The organism is Mariniflexile fucanivorans, assembly GCF_004341235.1.
GTDB classification, from domain to species: Bacteria; Bacteroidota; Bacteroidia; order Flavobacteriales; family Flavobacteriaceae; genus Mariniflexile; species Mariniflexile fucanivorans.
Window position 1 is genome coordinate 385,798 of the sequence record NZ_SLUP01000002.1, and the last position, 15,355, is coordinate 401,152.

Annotated in this window: 17 protein-coding genes and 1 tRNA gene; 12 read left to right on the forward strand and 6 right to left on the reverse strand. The window is 31.4% G+C overall.

Annotation, left to right across the window (positions count from 1 at the left end; genetic code table 11):
• The first annotated feature begins 49 nt into the window (after positions 1–49).
• From EV196_RS05225 to EV196_RS05240, 4 genes are all read left to right on the forward strand, one after another.
• On the forward strand, positions 50–1,354 hold the full coding sequence (locus tag EV196_RS05225) for a cryptochrome/photolyase family protein (RefSeq protein WP_132215703.1): 1,305 nt from the start codon (positions 50–52) through the stop codon (positions 1,352–1,354).
• A 70-nt stretch (positions 1,355–1,424) separates the two neighbouring features.
• Complete coding sequence (locus EV196_RS05230) at positions 1,425–2,357, forward strand: TIGR01212 family radical SAM protein (protein WP_132215706.1); 933 nt, start codon at positions 1,425–1,427, stop codon at positions 2,355–2,357.
• Between the two features lie 275 nt (positions 2,358–2,632).
• Complete coding sequence (locus EV196_RS05235) at positions 2,633–2,848, forward strand: hypothetical protein (RefSeq protein WP_132215709.1); 216 nt, start codon at positions 2,633–2,635, stop codon at positions 2,846–2,848.
• Between the two features lie 174 nt (positions 2,849–3,022).
• Complete coding sequence (locus tag EV196_RS05240; RefSeq protein ID WP_132215712.1) at positions 3,023–3,256, forward strand: hypothetical protein; 234 nt, start codon at positions 3,023–3,025, stop codon at positions 3,254–3,256.
• Between the two features lie 3 nt (positions 3,257–3,259).
• On the opposite strand, the gene murA is transcribed toward EV196_RS05240, so the two are convergent.
• The 3 genes from murA to EV196_RS05255 all read right to left on the reverse strand — a co-directional run bounded on the left by murA (position 3,260) and on the right by EV196_RS05255 (position 5,599).
• Positions 3,260–4,567 (reverse strand): UDP-N-acetylglucosamine 1-carboxyvinyltransferase, encoded by a 1,308-nt coding sequence (murA, locus tag EV196_RS05245; RefSeq protein ID WP_132215715.1) that lies wholly within the window; start codon positions 4,565–4,567, stop codon positions 3,260–3,262.
• Between the two features lie 5 nt (positions 4,568–4,572).
• Positions 4,573–5,241: a DUF4290 domain-containing protein gene (locus EV196_RS05250; protein WP_132215718.1), complete on the reverse strand. Its 669-nt coding sequence runs from the start codon at positions 5,239–5,241 to the stop codon at positions 4,573–4,575.
• Between the two features lie 64 nt (positions 5,242–5,305).
• Positions 5,306–5,599, reverse strand: coding sequence for a DUF493 family protein (locus EV196_RS05255; protein WP_132215721.1), 294 nt, complete (start codon positions 5,597–5,599; stop codon positions 5,306–5,308).
• A gap of 366 nt (positions 5,600–5,965) precedes the next feature.
• Between EV196_RS05255 and EV196_RS05260 the strand changes: the two genes are divergently transcribed.
• The 5 genes from EV196_RS05260 to EV196_RS05280 all read left to right on the forward strand — a co-directional run bounded on the left by EV196_RS05260 (position 5,966) and on the right by EV196_RS05280 (position 10,555).
• Entirely contained in the window at positions 5,966–6,505 is a 540-nt protein-coding gene (locus EV196_RS05260; protein WP_132215724.1) for an AAA family ATPase, read from the forward strand.
• Positions 6,506–8,410: a RecQ family ATP-dependent DNA helicase gene (locus tag EV196_RS05265; RefSeq protein WP_132215727.1), complete on the forward strand. Its 1,905-nt coding sequence runs from the start codon at positions 6,506–6,508 to the stop codon at positions 8,408–8,410.
• A 49-nt stretch (positions 8,411–8,459) separates the two neighbouring features.
• Positions 8,460–9,407 (forward strand): methionyl-tRNA formyltransferase, encoded by a 948-nt coding sequence (fmt, locus tag EV196_RS05270; RefSeq protein ID WP_132215730.1) that lies wholly within the window; start codon positions 8,460–8,462, stop codon positions 9,405–9,407.
• Positions 9,408–9,597: 190 nt separating this feature from the next.
• Positions 9,598–9,870 carry an HU family DNA-binding protein gene (locus EV196_RS05275; protein WP_117178369.1) on the forward strand — a complete coding sequence of 91 codons (273 nt, stop codon included), beginning with the start codon at positions 9,598–9,600 and terminating at the stop codon, positions 9,868–9,870.
• A gap of 124 nt (positions 9,871–9,994) precedes the next feature.
• Positions 9,995–10,555 (forward strand): YqgE/AlgH family protein, encoded by a 561-nt coding sequence (locus EV196_RS05280; RefSeq protein WP_132215733.1) that lies wholly within the window; start codon positions 9,995–9,997, stop codon positions 10,553–10,555.
• Here EV196_RS05280 and EV196_RS05285 read toward each other — a convergent pair.
• Complete coding sequence (locus EV196_RS05285) at positions 10,552–11,394, reverse strand: aminotransferase class IV (RefSeq protein ID WP_132215736.1); 843 nt, start codon at positions 11,392–11,394, stop codon at positions 10,552–10,554. The genes EV196_RS05280 and EV196_RS05285 overlap by 4 nt on opposite strands.
• Before the next feature lie 57 nt (positions 11,395–11,451).
• Positions 11,452–11,841 (reverse strand): START-like domain-containing protein, encoded by a 390-nt coding sequence (locus tag EV196_RS05290; RefSeq protein WP_132215739.1) that lies wholly within the window; start codon positions 11,839–11,841, stop codon positions 11,452–11,454.
• 130 nt (positions 11,842–11,971) lie between these two features.
• Between EV196_RS05290 and EV196_RS05295 the strand changes: the two genes are divergently transcribed.
• A tRNA-Met gene (locus EV196_RS05295) sits at positions 11,972–12,045 on the forward strand.
• A gap of 144 nt (positions 12,046–12,189) precedes the next feature.
• Here EV196_RS05295 and EV196_RS05300 read toward each other — a convergent pair.
• Positions 12,190–13,167 (reverse strand): D-cysteine desulfhydrase family protein, encoded by a 978-nt coding sequence (locus EV196_RS05300; protein WP_132215742.1) that lies wholly within the window; start codon positions 13,165–13,167, stop codon positions 12,190–12,192.
• Positions 13,168–13,808: 641 nt separating this feature from the next.
• Here EV196_RS05300 and EV196_RS19855 point away from each other — a divergent pair.
• Both EV196_RS19855 and EV196_RS05310 read left to right on the forward strand, forming a co-directional pair.
• Positions 13,809–14,171, forward strand: a complete 363-nt coding sequence (locus EV196_RS19855) for a helix-turn-helix transcriptional regulator (RefSeq protein ID WP_165876106.1) — start codon at positions 13,809–13,811, stop codon at positions 14,169–14,171.
• 249 nt (positions 14,172–14,420) lie between these two features.
• Positions 14,421–15,257: an RteC domain-containing protein gene (locus EV196_RS05310; protein ID WP_132215748.1), complete on the forward strand. Its 837-nt coding sequence runs from the start codon at positions 14,421–14,423 to the stop codon at positions 15,255–15,257.
• Positions 15,258–15,355: the final 98 nt, after the last annotated feature.

Here is a 15,355-nt window from a genome sequence, read left to right on the forward strand (position 1 = left end):
GGAATGATTAATAGCGATCAGTACCTGACCAATATAAGACAATAAACAGATGAAAGAAACACTAAACATATTTTGGTTTCGTCGTGATTTACGTTTAGATGACAACCATGGCTTATTTGAAGCTTTGAACGGAAACCACCCTGTACTTCCTATTTTTATTTTTGATGCTAACATATTAGAAAAACTCCCGAAAGATGATGCCAGAGTCACCTTCATACATAATACACTTCAAAACATAAATAAAACGCTTAAAACAAACTATAAAAGTAGTTTGGCGATGTATTTTGGAAAACCTTTTGACATATTTCAGCAATTAATTGAAGATTACAATATACATTCCGTCTATACAAATCATGACTACGAGCCTTATGCTAAAGAACGTGACACGAGCATAAAAAATTTATTAAATGAAAATAACATCACATTTAATACTTATAAGGACCACGTTATATTTGAAAAAAATGAGATTGTAAAAAGTGATGGCACACCGTATATGGTTTACACACCGTATATGAAAACTTGGAAATCTACTTTTAAAACAAGTGATATTGAAATATTTGACAACAAACCACTTTTAAATAATTTAGTTAAAACCAAAGAATTACCGAATTTAAGTTTATCTGATATTGGATTCATTCAATCTAATCAAACCATCGCAGATTTTACGGTAAATACAGAACTCATAAAAAATTATGAAGAAACACGTAATTTTCCATCGCAAGACAGCACATCAAAACTAGGACCTCACTTACGATTTGGTACGGTGAGCATTCGAAAAATGATACAAAAAGCCATTGCAGAACAAAACGAAATATTTTGGCAAGAACTTATTTGGCGTGAATTTTTCATGACTATACTTTGGCATTTTCCACATACAGTAACCGAAAGTTTCAAACCTCAATACGATAGAATTGTTTGGAGAAACAACGAAGATGAATTTAAACTGTGGTGCGAAGGTAAAACAGGATACCCACTAGTTGATGCAGGTATGCAACAATTAAATAAAACCGGGTTTATGCATAACCGGGTACGCATGCTAGTTGGCAGCTTTTTATGCAAACACTTACTTATTGATTGGCGTTGGGGTGAAGCTTATTTTGCCGAAAAACTACATGATTATGAATTGTCTAGTAATGTTGGTAATTGGCAATGGGTTGCTGGTTGCGGAGTCGATGCTGCTCCGTATTTCCGTATTTTTAATCCAACTACACAAATAGAAAAATTTGATAAAAACTTAAAATACATTTCAAAATGGGTACCAAATTTTCAAGAACTCACATATTCTACACCTATAGTCGATCATAAATTTGCCAGAGAACGTTGTTTGAAAGTGTATAAAGAAGCTTTGCAATAACACGTTTAATATTCAGTTAAAACAATTATAGGTTCTCATTTTTTAGTAATTTTGCATTTAACTTTTTTATATGCCAATTACAGGAAAACGCTATTTAGATTATTCTTCTTATATAAAATCTACGTTTGGAAATCGTGTTCAAAAAATATCTATAGATGTAGGTTTTTCCTGTCCAAACAGAGACGGCTCTAAAGGTTTTGGAGGTTGTACTTATTGCAACAACAACACCTTTAATCCAGATTATTGTTCTCCTACAAAAAGCATTAAACAACAACTAGAAGAAGGCATTCATTGGTTTTCTAAAAAGTACACTACTCAAAAATACTTTGCTTATTTTCAAGCTTATACGAATACATATTCCGATTTAGCATCGTTAAAAAAAATGTATGAAGAAGCTTTAAGTGTTGATAATGTTATAGGACTGGTTATTGGCACACGCCCTGATTGTATTTCTGAAGAAATTATAGATTACCTATCTTATTTGTCTAAACGCTATTACATTTCACTTGAATTTGGAGTAGAAAGCACATTAAACAAAACGCTCTTAAACGTAAATAGATGTCACACCTTTGAAGATACCATAGCAGCATACAAACTATGTGAAAACAAAGGAATTCATTTAGGGGCACATTTAATCATTGGATTGCCTGGAGAATCTAAAGAAGAGTTACTAAATCACGCCATTGAAATTTCAAAATTACCTATTACCACATTGAAATTACACCATTTACAAATTGTAAAAAAATCAATAATGGCTAGTCAATTTAAAAACGATCCTGAAAAATTTCAATTATTCACAGCTGAAAACTATATCGAATTTATTTCAGAATTTATAAGCTTGTTACGTCCTGATATTATTATAGAACGGTTTGTTAGTGAAGCCCCTCAAGAACTTTTGATTGCTCCTAAATGGAATGGACTAAAAAATTTTGAAATTGTAGATAAAATAGATAAATTACTTACCCAAAAAAACACATGGCAAGGTAAATTCTATGCTGAATAACTTATATAAATGATACTTATTTTAAGAATTGGCGATCCAAAAAGTGTAAATATTTATAGGTAGTCTCAATTTTTTGGGCCATTGGATTAGGTTAGATATGTTTATAATTATTCAAAATGTGTTAGAAATATATCAAAGTAAATTTGTAAAATACCTTTAAAATGTTAAGATTTCTTTAATAATTGCTATAAAACCGTATAACTTTATTAGTTTTATTACCTTGCAAAATTCTGATAAGTAACATTATCACAAGATTATTAAAAAAATTAAAACACATGGAAATAATTGTAAGCGCTTTAGAGTTTGAACAAAGAAAACAAACCTTTAAAACAACAAGCGAACGCATAGAAGCAGCGAGAGAAGTAAAAGACCTTATATTAAGTTTAAATACAATATACAAAAAGGAACAAGACCCAAAAATTATGGATCTTATGAAACGTTTAACGAGTATTAAACAAAAAATTGAAAAACGATTAAAAGGAAGACCTTAAGTTTAGGTTCTTTATAAATATTAAAAAAGCCTCTATTTTTTTAAATAGGGGCTTTTTTAGTTTTAATTTCTTCATAAAGCAATTGAAAACAATATAAAAATACGTACTTATGCTTATTTTTTAAGAGTTTTTTTAGCCTTACATTTATCGTATCACATTAAAAACCAACAAACTATGATACGATTACATTTAAATCCTTCGATACTTAAAAGTTTAAGTTTCAATAAAAACAATAAAACTTTAGACATTGAATTTAAAGAAGGACTTAATATGGGCGATTTTCTAGACATTCCAATAGCTATTCTGGAAAACTATGTAAAATCAATGAAACATATTAGTCCTTTAAATACAGATGAAAAGTATCCAGCTAATTTAAAAATTGTACACTCAAACTTTAAAGCATCTTAAAAATTAAAGACGCTCAATTTTAGCTCCAATAGCACGTAAACGTTCATCTATACGCTCGTAACCTCTATCAATCTGTTCTATATTCTGAATGGTCGATGTGCCTTTTGCAGATAAAGCTGCAATTAGTAACGACACACCCGCACGAATATCTGGAGACGACATGTTTGTTGCTTTTAAAGTCGATTTAAAATCATGACCAATTACGGTAGCACGATGCGGATCGCAAAGAATAATTTTCGCACCCATATCAATCAATTTATCAACGAAAAACAAGCGGCTTTCAAACATCTTTTGGTGAATAAGTACGCTTCCTCTAGCTTGTGTTGCCACTACTAAAATGATACTTAACAAATCAGGTGTAAAACCTGGCCAAGGCGCATCAGAAATTGTTAAAATAGAACCATCAATAAAACTTTGTATTTCGTACCCATCTGTATGTGCAGGTATATGAATATCATCTCCACGTTTTTCAACCGTAATACCTAATTTTCTAAAAACTGATGGAATAATACCTAAATCATCCCAAGATACATTGGTAATGGTCAATTCACTTTTGGTCATAGCAGCAAGACCTATCCAGCTACCAATTTCAATCATATCAGGTAACATAGTATGCTCTGTACCTCCTAAATTATCCACACCATCAATAACTAATAAATTAGAGCCTACGCCACTAATTTTAGCACCCATACGGTTCAGCATTTTACATAACTGTTGTAAATACGGTTCGCATGCAGCATTATAAATGGTAGTTTGTCCTTCGGCTAAAACAGCAGCCATCACGATGTTGGCAGTTCCTGTAACCGAAGCTTCTTCTAAAAGCATGTAAGCACCTTTTAGGCGTTTTGCTTCAACGCCATAAAACTGTTCTTCTTTACTGTATCTAAATTTGGCACCTAAATTAATAAGCCCTTCAAAATGAGTATCTAATCTACGACGACCAATTTTATCGCCACCTGGTTTTGGAATGTATCCTTTACCAAAACGTGCTAATAACGGACCAACAATCATAATAGAACCGCGTAAACCACGTCCGTCTACTTTAAACTCATCCGATTCTAAGTATTTTAAATTAACATCGTCCGCTTGAAATGTATAAGTACCATGGGCCAATTTTTCAATTTTAACACCTAGTTTTCTTAATAAATTAATAAGCTTGTTAACATCAACAATATCTGGGATATTTTTAATGGTTACCAATTCTGGCGTTAATAAAACAGCACATAAAATTTGTAATGCCTCATTTTTTGCACCTTGAGGTTGTATACTACCTTTTAACTGGTGGCCTCCTTCAATTTTAAATGTACCCATATAGTTTAGAAACGTTTTCTTTTATAATTTGAAGCGTTTTTTTTATGATGTCCGCCTTTTTTGTTGTTTGAATTACTATTGCTATTAGAAAATTTCGTTTTGCTACGTAATAAACTTGTCGCATCCGATAAATCTTCATCAGTATTTTTTAAATTTATTTTTCCACCAGAAAGTTCATATAAATGGTCGTAAATCACATCGTCTTCCACAGTATCTTTATTCCAGTTTAAAAAACACTTTTTCATATGGTTGGCAATCGTATAAGTTAAAGCCTCTTTAAGCTCGCCATCTTCCCAAGTATTCGCCACATCAATCATGGTTTTAATATTATTTCCGTAAAAACGATATTTCGGAAAATTCTGTGGGTAAGCCAAAGGCTCTGGATGTTCTTCCAAAAGTTCTTTGGTGGGCTTATCGTATGGAGAATCAACGTCCAATTCAAAATTAGCCATTATAAAAAGTTGATCCCAAAGCTTATGTTGAAAATCTGGAACGTCTCTTAAATGCGGTTGCATGTTTCCCATTACCGAAATAATGGCTTTGGCAACTTTATTACGTTCTTCTTTAGTATCGCGGGTTTTGGCGTAGTTAATCATTTTCTGCATATGGCGTCCATATTCAGGTATAATTAAATGTTCACGCTCTGTGTTGTATTCTAATTCGTCTATTGTCAAAATAATTGTGTAGATTTAATATTTGGCATGTAGTTGTTATGCCTGTGCAAAGTACAAAAAAAAACTAAAGACTTATTACACCTTCTATTTTTTCTGCAACTTCCTTATACTTTTCAACGACAACCTCTGGATTTTCCAATAAAACATTAACAGAAACGCTCGTGTATTTACCATTTTTAGACTCGGTAGTTTGTATAACCGCACCCATATTATTAAAAATAGCTTCTAGTTTTGCTATTTTTTTAACGTCAGATTTTATTATAAACTTATATAAATAATCCGAAGGCCAACTAGTAGTATCGTATAATTGCGATTTTAATTTTTCGTAAAATTCATCCGAATTTTGGGGTGTACTCATAGTATTTTTTTCTATTGCAAATATACATTTAGTAAGTATATTATAAAAATAAACCTATTTTAATTTGGGCGTTTCCCTCCTACGTCGGGTCGGGCTATTCGCTGCAAGTCCTCGCTCCCCCGAAGCTTCGGGGTCGCTGTGGGCTTTCCGCTACTATCCCTAACGCGAAACAATTGACAATGAATAATTGATAATTAACAATTAAAAAAAACTTAAAATCAACTTTCAATCTCATTTAAAATAGCGTTTACATTTAGCTTTACACTCGTATATTTTCAAGATGAATGGGTGGTCAATATTAATTTTTAATTATCCATTGTTAATTATCAATTATCAATTCTTAATTTTACAGCTAAATTTTCACTTTTGAGCTCAAGAAAAATCGTCATAACTGGTGGTCCAGGCACCGGAAAATCAACTTTAATAAATGAACTGATAAATAGAGGCCACGCCTGTCTTGAAGAAATATCGCGTCAAATTATTTTAGATGCCAAAAAAGAAGGTATCGACCAGCTTTTTTTAACCGAGCCTTTATTGTTTAGTGAACTGCTTTTAAAAGGCAGACAACAACAATTTGAAGACGCTAACAAATTGCAAGCTGAGCTTATTTTTTTTGATAGAGGCTTGCCCGATGTTCTTGCCTACATGAATTTTATTGGAAATAATTACCCGCCTTCATTCGCTCTTAGCTGCGAAAAAGCCATGTACGATACCGTTTTTATTTTAAAACCTTGGGAAAGCATTTATACCAACGACAGCGAACGCTATGAAAGTTTTGAACAAGCCTTAGAAATACACGACCAGTTACTAAGTATATACCAACAATTTAATTACCAGTTAATTGACGTACCTTTTGGTACCGTAGAAAATAGAACCAATTTCATATTAAAAGCGTTGAACCCATAAATGGAACAACCCATAAACATACTAGAACGTTATTGGAATTTTACAGAATTCCGTCCCGAGCAAGAAGCCATCATCAATGCGGTTATTGAAGGGGAAGATACGTTTGTACTGCTTCCAACAGGCGGTGGTAAATCGTTATGTTTTCAAATACCTGCTTTAGCCAAAGAAGGTATTTGCGTGGTTATTTCACCTTTAATCGCCTTAATGAAAGACCAAGTTCAGCAATTAAATGATAAAGGCATTAAGGCCATGGCGCTTACCAGTGGCATCACCTATAGCCAATTAGATACACTTTTGGATAATTGCATTTATGGCAATTACAAGTTCCTATATCTCTCGCCCGAACGTTTGCAACAAGAACTCGTGCAAGAACGCATCAAACAAATGAACGTGAATTTAATTGCGGTTGATGAGGCACATTGCATATCGCAATGGGGTAGCGATTTTAGACCAGCCTATAAAAACATTGTTCTTTTGCGCCAACTACAACCAACAGTTAATGTGGTCGCTTTAACAGCATCAGCAACTCCCGAGGTGGTAGATGATATAATAAAAGAACTGGATTTTATTCAACCAAAAGTATTTAAACAATCGTTTTCCCGTCCTAATTTAGGCTATATGGTGTATCATGAAAACGATAAATACTATCGCATTGAAACTATATTAAAAAAATATAAAGAATCATCCATTATTTACGTTCGCAATAGAAAATTAACACTGGAAGTTTCCACATTTCTAAATTCAAAAAAAATATCGGCTACTCACTATCATGGTGGTTTAACCAATGTTGAAAAAGATACTAATATGAACTTGTGGTTGCAAAACCAAAAACAAGTTATGGTGGCTACCAACGCTTTTGGAATGGGTATTGACAAACCCGATGTAAAAACCGTTATCCACTTAAATTTACCCGAAAGCATCGAGAGTTATTTTCAAGAAGCAGGTCGTGTTGGTAGAAATGGAGCAAAAGCTTTTGCCGTTATTTTAAAAAATAACAGTGATGAAGTTTTAGTAAAAAATCAATTTTTAAATGTATTACCAACGGTAGATTTTGTAAAACAAGTGTATAGAAAATTGTGTAGCTATTTTCAAATATCATATGGTGAGGGTGCATATGAAACCTTCGATTTCGATTTTAACACCTTTTGCAAAACATACAATTTTAGTCCCGTTTTATCCTATAACTCCTTATTGTTATTAGATAGAAATAGCGTTATTACTCTTTCAAAACAATTTAAAAACAAAGTATCTGCACAATTTATTGTTTCGAGTGCAACACTTTTCAGTTATTTAGAAAATCATACCAATTTCAATTTAATTGTAAAATCGATGCTTCGTATGTATGGTGGTATTTTTGATCATGATACAAAAATTGATTTAACTAAAATTTCCGAAAAAGCATCTACTTCAGAAAACACAGTGACGCAAGCACTTCAAAAGCTAGCAAGCGATGAAGTTATTACGCTTAATTTAGCAAAAACCGATGCACAAGTTACCTTTATTGAACCACGAGAAGATGATAAAACCATCAACCGCATAGCATCTATTATTGAACAACAAAATGAACTAAAACAGTTTCAAGTAAAAGCCATGCTTGATTATGTTGAAAACGAATCGGTATGTAAAAGCATGCAACTACTCGCCTATTTTGGTGAGAAAGACACCAAACCTTGTGGTATTTGTTCGGTGTGTACAAGCACAAAAAAAAGTGTAAAACCTCAAGATATTAATACCATTAAAAACCGCATTATAGAACTTTTGGAAAATGGCGATCAATCATCAAGAAAAATGATTTCAGCATTAAACTGTTCAGAAACCGAATTAAAAACTGTTTTAAAATTACTTTTAGAACACCAAATTATTTCTATAACGCCCAAAAACACATATAAATTAAGTCATTTGTAAACATGTTTTTAGTTACAACTGATTCATTAAAAATAATAAACATCCACCGATGAAAGATTTAAGAATTGTATTTATGGGCACGCCCGATTTCGCAGTAGCCACATTAAAAACTCTAGTAGAAAACAACTATAATATTGTGGGAGTTATAACGGCTCCCGATAAACCTGCTGGACGCGGACAAAAACTAAACGAAAGTGCCGTAAAACAATATGCTGTTTCAAAAAACTTAACTGTTTTACAACCTACAAATCTAAAAAAAGAGGAGTTTTTAAATGAATTGAAATCACTTAATGCCAACCTACAAATTGTGGTTGCTTTTAGAATGTTACCAAAAGTCGTATGGCAAATGCCAGAATATGGTACGTTTAATTTGCATGCTTCATTATTGCCTCACTACCGTGGTGCTGCTCCCATTAATTGGGCTATAATAAATGGTGAAACCAAAACAGGTGTTTCAACATTCTTCATTGATGAAAAAATTGATACAGGTGATATGATTCTTCAAGAAAGCATCGAAATAAATCCTGAAGAAAATGCTGGTAGCTTACATGATAAATTAATGATTACTGGTAGCCAGTTAGTTTTAAAAACAGTAGAATCTATTCAAAATGAATCTGTAAAAACAATACCTCAAACAGATTCTTCAGAAATTAAAACCGCTTATAAATTAGATAGAGACAATTGTAAAATTGATTGGAACGATTCTTTAGAAAATATTTACAACCTTATTCGTGGTTTAAGCCCCTATCCTGCTGCATGGTGTACTTTAATAAATGGAGAAGAAAACTTGGATGTAAAAATTTATACTGCAGACAAAGAATCTACCCCTCATAATTATAGTAACGGAACAATCATTTCTACAAAAAAAGAACTAAAAGTTGCTGTATCAAACGGTTACATCTTTATTAAAGATATTAAGCTTCCTGGAAAGCGTACTATGGATGTGAAATCACTTTTAAATGGTTATAATTTTAATGAAAACGCAAAAATGCTCTAAAGCCCTATTATTATTGCGATTGGTCTATTTAACGGTAAATCACACATTCTTTATTAACAAAAGCCTTAATTTATCAACAATAACATGCTTTTCGTTAGCTATAACTTGCATGATTGCATAATCCGTATAAATTTGTAGTAGGATTTAACAAAAATGTTTAACTAAATTATTAATAATTAAATATTACATTATGAACAAAACAGATTTAATCGATGCAATGGCAGAACATGCTGGAATTACTAAAGCAGCTGCAAAAAAAGCATTAGAATGCGCACTTATTGAAATTGAAGGTGCTTTACAAAAAGGTAACCGTGTTTCTTTGGTAGGATTTGGATCTTGGTCAGTTTCTAAAAGAGCTGCTAGAGAAGGTAGAAACCCACAAACTGGAGCTACTATAAAAATTAAAGCTAAAAAAGTTGTAAAGTTTAAAGCTGGAGCAGACTTATCAAACGCTGTAAATTAATCATTTACAATATTCATATTAAAAATGCCTTCAAGTTTTTTGAAGGCATTTTTTTTATATTTTATGTAAAGAGTTGCTTTTTTAATAAATAAATATTAGATTTAGTTACTAATTCCTCAACAATATGGTAACACTAACACCAAAGAAAGGCAATTTGTTAATCGCTGAACCTACCATTATTGGCGATGTTTCTTTTAATAGATCTATTATTTTATTGGCTGATCATTCTGCTGAAGGCTCCATAGGTTTTATTCTAAACAAGCCATTAGATTATACTATAAACGATTTAGTGCCAGAAGTTGAAGCGACTTTTAAAGTTTATAATGGTGGCCCAGTTGAACAAGACAACCTTTATTTTATTCATAAAATACCACACTTAATCCCCAATAGCATTGAAATTTCTTTAGGTATTTATTGGGGTGGCGATTTTAATAATGTAGCAGAACTTATTGCCAAAGAAATTATTAGTGAAAATGATATCAAATTCTTTTTAGGCTATTCTGGTTGGGATGCCAATCAATTGGAAAATGAGCTAAAATCAAACTCGTGGGTGGTTACCGAAAATATTTATAAAAACGGTATCATTGAAAAAAACTACGAAACCTTTTGGAAAGAAAAAATGTTAGAGTTTGGAGATGAATATAGTATTTGGAGTAATGCGCCAGAAAACCCTAACTATAATTAACTTAAGCGTAGTTTTACATTCAATTTTTGCAAAATAATTTTCGATATATCTGCGGTAAATAACTTTTTACGATATTTTGTTATGGGTTGAATACCTACAATAACATTGGTTATGAAAATTTCATCTGCTTTTTGAAGCTCAAAAGGAGATATAGATTCCTCAACCATTTCATATTCTGGTAAGGTTTTTAAAACATCAATAATTTGTTTACGCATCACACCTTTTAAGCAACCATCAGTTATTGGTGGTGTTTTTATAGTGTTTCCTTTAACAACAAAAATATTACCGTTTAAGGCTTCAACAACTTGTTTATCCGTATTTAAAATGAAGCAATTATTCAAATTATTATCTTCCGCATAAATGCTTCCAACTACGTTAAGAACTTTATTGTTTGTTTTTAAGGTTGATAGTAAACTTGGTGATAGGTAGTGGTCTTTAAACAAATCAACCTCATAAAAATCATTTTTATACACATAAAAATCATCTTCAATTTGTATTACTGAAATTACAAAACTAACATCATTGTTTGTTGGTAAATACCGTCCTCCTTCATTTCTATGAATCTGTAACTTTACTCTTGTAGATACATTATCAAGATTATTAGCTTTTAGCGTTTTTTGAATTTCTTCTTCAAGAAATTCCATGGTAAAACTCATAGGGATATCCATGCGCATTATTCGCATAGAAGCCATGAGCCTGAAATAATGATCTTCCCAAAACAGTAATTTACCATACGATGCTTTTATAGTTTCAAAAAGAGCATCACCATATGCATAACCTCTGTTTTGGATTGATAATAATTGATTTTGATCTGTAATTGTTCCGTTAAAATTTGTCATAAAAAAAGTCCCGAAGTAAATTCGGGACAAATATAATTCAAATATATTGTTTTGGAATTAAGCAGAGCCTAATACTTGCTTTAAACTAGAAATTTGATTTTCCCAAAGCATTTTAGACTCTTCAACTTCGTCTTCTTCTGCAAAATCTGTAATTATTAACGAAACATCTTTAGTAATTTCATCTACCTGAATTTTAATTTCAAAATAAGAGGTTTGGTCATCCTCATCGGTTATCCATCTAAATTTGATGCGTTCTCCTGTTTTTTTACTTATCAATTTTGCTTTTTCTTCGCTATCATCCCAAATAAATGTAAACAATTCGCCTCTAGAGTTCACATTATCTGAAAACCACTCTGATAACCCAGAAGGTGTTGAGATATATTGATAGATTAATTGAGGTGATGCTTGTATTGTAAATTCAATTTCAAATTTAATTTTCTCGTCCATAAGTACTATAAAATATTTAGTTCCCAATATATACATTAATTACTAAGTAAAGCAGAAAATTTTAATAATAATTTACTCAACTATTATTTGCAGACAACAATAATGTTTTTATATTTGCAGCCTCAAATTAGGCGAGGTAGCTCAGTTGGTTAGAGCGTCGGATTCATAACCCGGAGGTCGGGGGATCGTGCCCCCCTCTCGCTACAAGGTAAACAAAGGAAAGTCAAGAAAAAAATTTCTTGACTTTTTTTTTTGCTAAAACATAGCTAAAACATTTTGTGTTTTTTTACACTAATACACCAAACAAACACAAATGGCAACAAATTCAATTAAACTCATATTATTTTCTTACATTAATTCTTTAGAATAATAAAAATTAGCTGGTAAACCTCCTGTATGCCAAAAAAGAACATTGGAATTTTTTTTAATTTTATTACTTTTAAGATGGTCTAACATACCATAAAATGCCCTTCCTGAATAAACAGGGTCAAGCAAAATACCTTCGCTGTGTGCTAATTCTTTTATTGCATTCCTTTCGTTTGAAGTAACAACACCATATCCTTGTGAATCATAACCTCTAATTAGTGTTGCATCTTCAATTGTATATGTTTTTTCAATACCCAATGTTTTCTGACCTTCCAGCAATAGTTCTAGTACAGCTTCATCCAATGTTGTATCTCCGTAGCCCAATTTATCAATACTTATAGGCATTAATATTACATCAAGTCCATATAAATCTACTCCAAGTTTGAGTCCAGCCTGCGTTCCACCAGAACTAGAAGCAAAGAATATATAATCCATTTTCAAGTTCATGTTGGATAGTTGTTCTTTTAACTCTTTTACAGCATCAACAAACCCATAGGCACCAAGCAAGTTAGAACCTCCATAGGGCACTACATAAACTTTTTTGTTTTGTGCCTCTAATTTTTTCTTTAAAGAAAATAAATCTTCACCCTTTCTATTTTCTCCTGCAAAATGGATATTGGCACCTAATAAATGTGAAAGCAATAAATTACCTGTGTAATTTTCTGGTTGATTACCCCCTAACAATAGGTGGCACTCTAAACCTGCCTTTGCACATGCTGCAGCGGTTTGTCTACAATGGTTAGATTGTTGTGCCCCCGCGGTAATAATGGTATCAAACCCTTTTTCTAAAGCTTCATAAATAAAAAATTGTAGTTTCCTTACCTTATTACCTCCAGACGCTAGACCAGAGTTATCATCCCGTTTGATAAATAAATTGTAATCAGGATGTTTTTTTGACAAGTTTTCCATCTTCTCCAATGGTGTTGGAAAAAAACCTAATGAATATTTTTTTGAAAGCATCTTGGTGTTTTTTAATTAATACTAAGATAAAACTTCTTTAATTGTAAAAAAAATATTATATTAATGTTTTGTAATTCAACACTTTAATGCTTTTTATTCAAAAAAATTATTATTATACACCAGAGTATGAATACTCATCATCAATGCATTGGATTGTACTTTTCATGTGCATTGTTATTAGTATAATCATTATTTTTCAATTATTTAAAATAGTTTTCAATCGACAAAAAACTAACAAGGCATCCTACAGATATTTGGTTTTAGCAATCCTATTTCTTTTATACAACCTATTGAATGGATTATTACCAAATAAATCTCTTCCAGGACCACTATTTATGCAATATATAGTAACATATAGCATCTCTATTTTTATGTGTATTTACCTTGTCTGGTATTTATATATTGAATTCAACATCATGACACCTAACCACTTTTTTAAAATTAAAAACTTGTCAATCATATTGTCGCTTAGCTTTTTCATATTCTTCATAATACCTTATTACTATACTAAGTCCCTTAACTTCGCAAGAAGTCTTTTCTTAATAATACCTATAGTTTTGTCCATTACATTCCTTATTTATTTCTTTCTAACTATAAAAAATGAGGTAAAAAGGCAACGCTATTTTAAAGTCCAAACTTATATGGGTCTATCATCTATATTATCAATTATTCTTTTGCCATTGCTTACTTATTTTGGCGATTTTCAACCCATTACCCAGCCATTGGTTACTATGGCTTTTTTTATAGTTACCACGATGGAAATTAATAGTTATTTGTATAGACTGAAAAACACTTTTATATTAAAACGAAATATTGGGAAAGAATATAATTTTACAAATAGAGAAAATGAGATTGCCATTCAAATTATAAAAGGTAATAGCTATAAAAAAATAGCTAAAAATATGTTTCTAGCTTATAGTACGGTAAGGAAACATGCTTCCAATGTTTTTATAAAATCGCGAGTTTCCAATAAAGAAGATTTTATAAAAAAATTTGAAAAATAGCTTTAATTTCAACTATTACTTAGAAATTGTGAATAATATTCACATTAAATACGCATAAATTACGCAACTATTTATTTGCTTCATAAATATTATTTTATACATTTTGTGAAAATAATAATAAACCTAAATTAAGAGAAACATAAAAAATGAACGATTAATTATATAAATGCTTCTCTCTTTTCTTCATCGATATTGTCCTTTTAATTTGAAATCTTTTTCAATAAGCACTAATTATATTAGTAAATCAAAATGGACTTCAAACTACATAATAAGAACCTTCTTAGAAAATTGGATGATATAAAATATGACACTCAAGAAAATATTGAACGTGCTAACCAAAGCATAATAACCTGTCGAAACCTTCTCAATACTTTTAAAAAAGAAATCATTAAACAAGGGTTCAAATCAATAAATGAAGAAATATTTTTTTTTAAAAACATAAAGCAAATTCCCCTTAACCAACTTATTTACTATTCTGAAATCCGTTCATTCGAAATCCAATTTCCAAGAGCTGACATAAACAAACAACGAAAACATGTAAAAAAGAAATTGAGCAAACTAAATCGTTTTTTTCTTTATAATATGGACTTTGCACATTATATAGAGTCAAAACACACGCATCTTGACGAGCAATACTTCACAAGAGATTATTTTGACAATCTTCCTATTACTTCTTCAAAATTCTACTTTCAAGATCCCGATTTCTGTACACCTTATGATATGTTATTAGGCAAACTCACGGCGTACAATAATTTTATTTCCTACCTCCAAAACAGATTGATTAACTCTAAAAATCCAAAAATAAATAGCAAATTAAAAGTTACAAATGAGGTAGAACTACAATGGACTTCAACAAAAACAGATCTAACCGAATTAATCTATGCCCTTCATCATAATAGAGTTATTAATAATGGTAAATCCGATATTAAAGAAATCGCTTCTGCACTAGAAAGGGTTTTACATTTTGACATTGGGGATTGCTACAAAACCTTTGCCGAAATAAAAACAAGAAAAATGAGCCGTACAAAATTTTTGGATGACCTATCAGAAGGACTAACTACCTACATCAATAATTCTGAGGAATAATACTTCAAAATCACCGTAGTCGGGTGCACCTCCTGTAATTACCATTTTATTTACTTTTTTTCTATTTACTCCACCCAAACAGTCCTTTGAAAAACTCA

Bases quoted from the DNA above. Each gene is read 5' to 3' on its own strand.
- EV196_RS05230 (WP_132215706.1), top strand. From the start codon at position 1,425: ATGCCAATTACAGGAAAACGCTATTTAGATTATTCTTCTTATATAAAA.
- EV196_RS19855 (WP_165876106.1), top strand. From the start codon at position 13,809: ATGGGTCTATCATCTATATTATCAATTATTCTTTTGCCATTGCTTACT.
- EV196_RS05280 (WP_132215733.1), top strand. From the start codon at position 9,995: ATGGTAACACTAACACCAAAGAAAGGCAATTTGTTAATCGCTGAACCT.
- EV196_RS05275 (WP_117178369.1), top strand. From the start codon at position 9,598: ATGAACAAAACAGATTTAATCGATGCAATGGCAGAACATGCTGGAATT.
- murA (WP_132215715.1), bottom strand. From the start codon at position 4,567: ATGGGTACATTTAAAATTGAAGGAGGCCACCAGTTAAAAGGTAGTATA.
- EV196_RS05285 (WP_132215736.1), bottom strand. From the start codon at position 11,394: ATGACAAATTTTAACGGAACAATTACAGATCAAAATCAATTATTATCA.
- EV196_RS05225 (WP_132215703.1), top strand. From the start codon at position 50: ATGAAAGAAACACTAAACATATTTTGGTTTCGTCGTGATTTACGTTTA.
- fmt (WP_132215730.1), top strand. From the start codon at position 8,460: ATGAAAGATTTAAGAATTGTATTTATGGGCACGCCCGATTTCGCAGTA.
- EV196_RS05290 (WP_132215739.1), bottom strand. From the start codon at position 11,841: ATGGACGAGAAAATTAAATTTGAAATTGAATTTACAATACAAGCATCA.
- EV196_RS05310 (WP_132215748.1), top strand. From the start codon at position 14,421: ATGGACTTCAAACTACATAATAAGAACCTTCTTAGAAAATTGGATGAT.
- EV196_RS05235 (WP_132215709.1), top strand. From the start codon at position 2,633: ATGGAAATAATTGTAAGCGCTTTAGAGTTTGAACAAAGAAAACAAACC.
- EV196_RS05255 (WP_132215721.1), bottom strand. From the start codon at position 5,599: ATGAGTACACCCCAAAATTCGGATGAATTTTACGAAAAATTAAAATCG.
- EV196_RS05240 (WP_132215712.1), top strand. From the start codon at position 3,023: ATGATACGATTACATTTAAATCCTTCGATACTTAAAAGTTTAAGTTTC.
- EV196_RS05300 (WP_132215742.1), bottom strand. From the start codon at position 13,167: ATGCTTTCAAAAAAATATTCATTAGGTTTTTTTCCAACACCATTGGAG.
- EV196_RS05265 (WP_132215727.1), top strand. From the start codon at position 6,506: ATGGAACAACCCATAAACATACTAGAACGTTATTGGAATTTTACAGAA.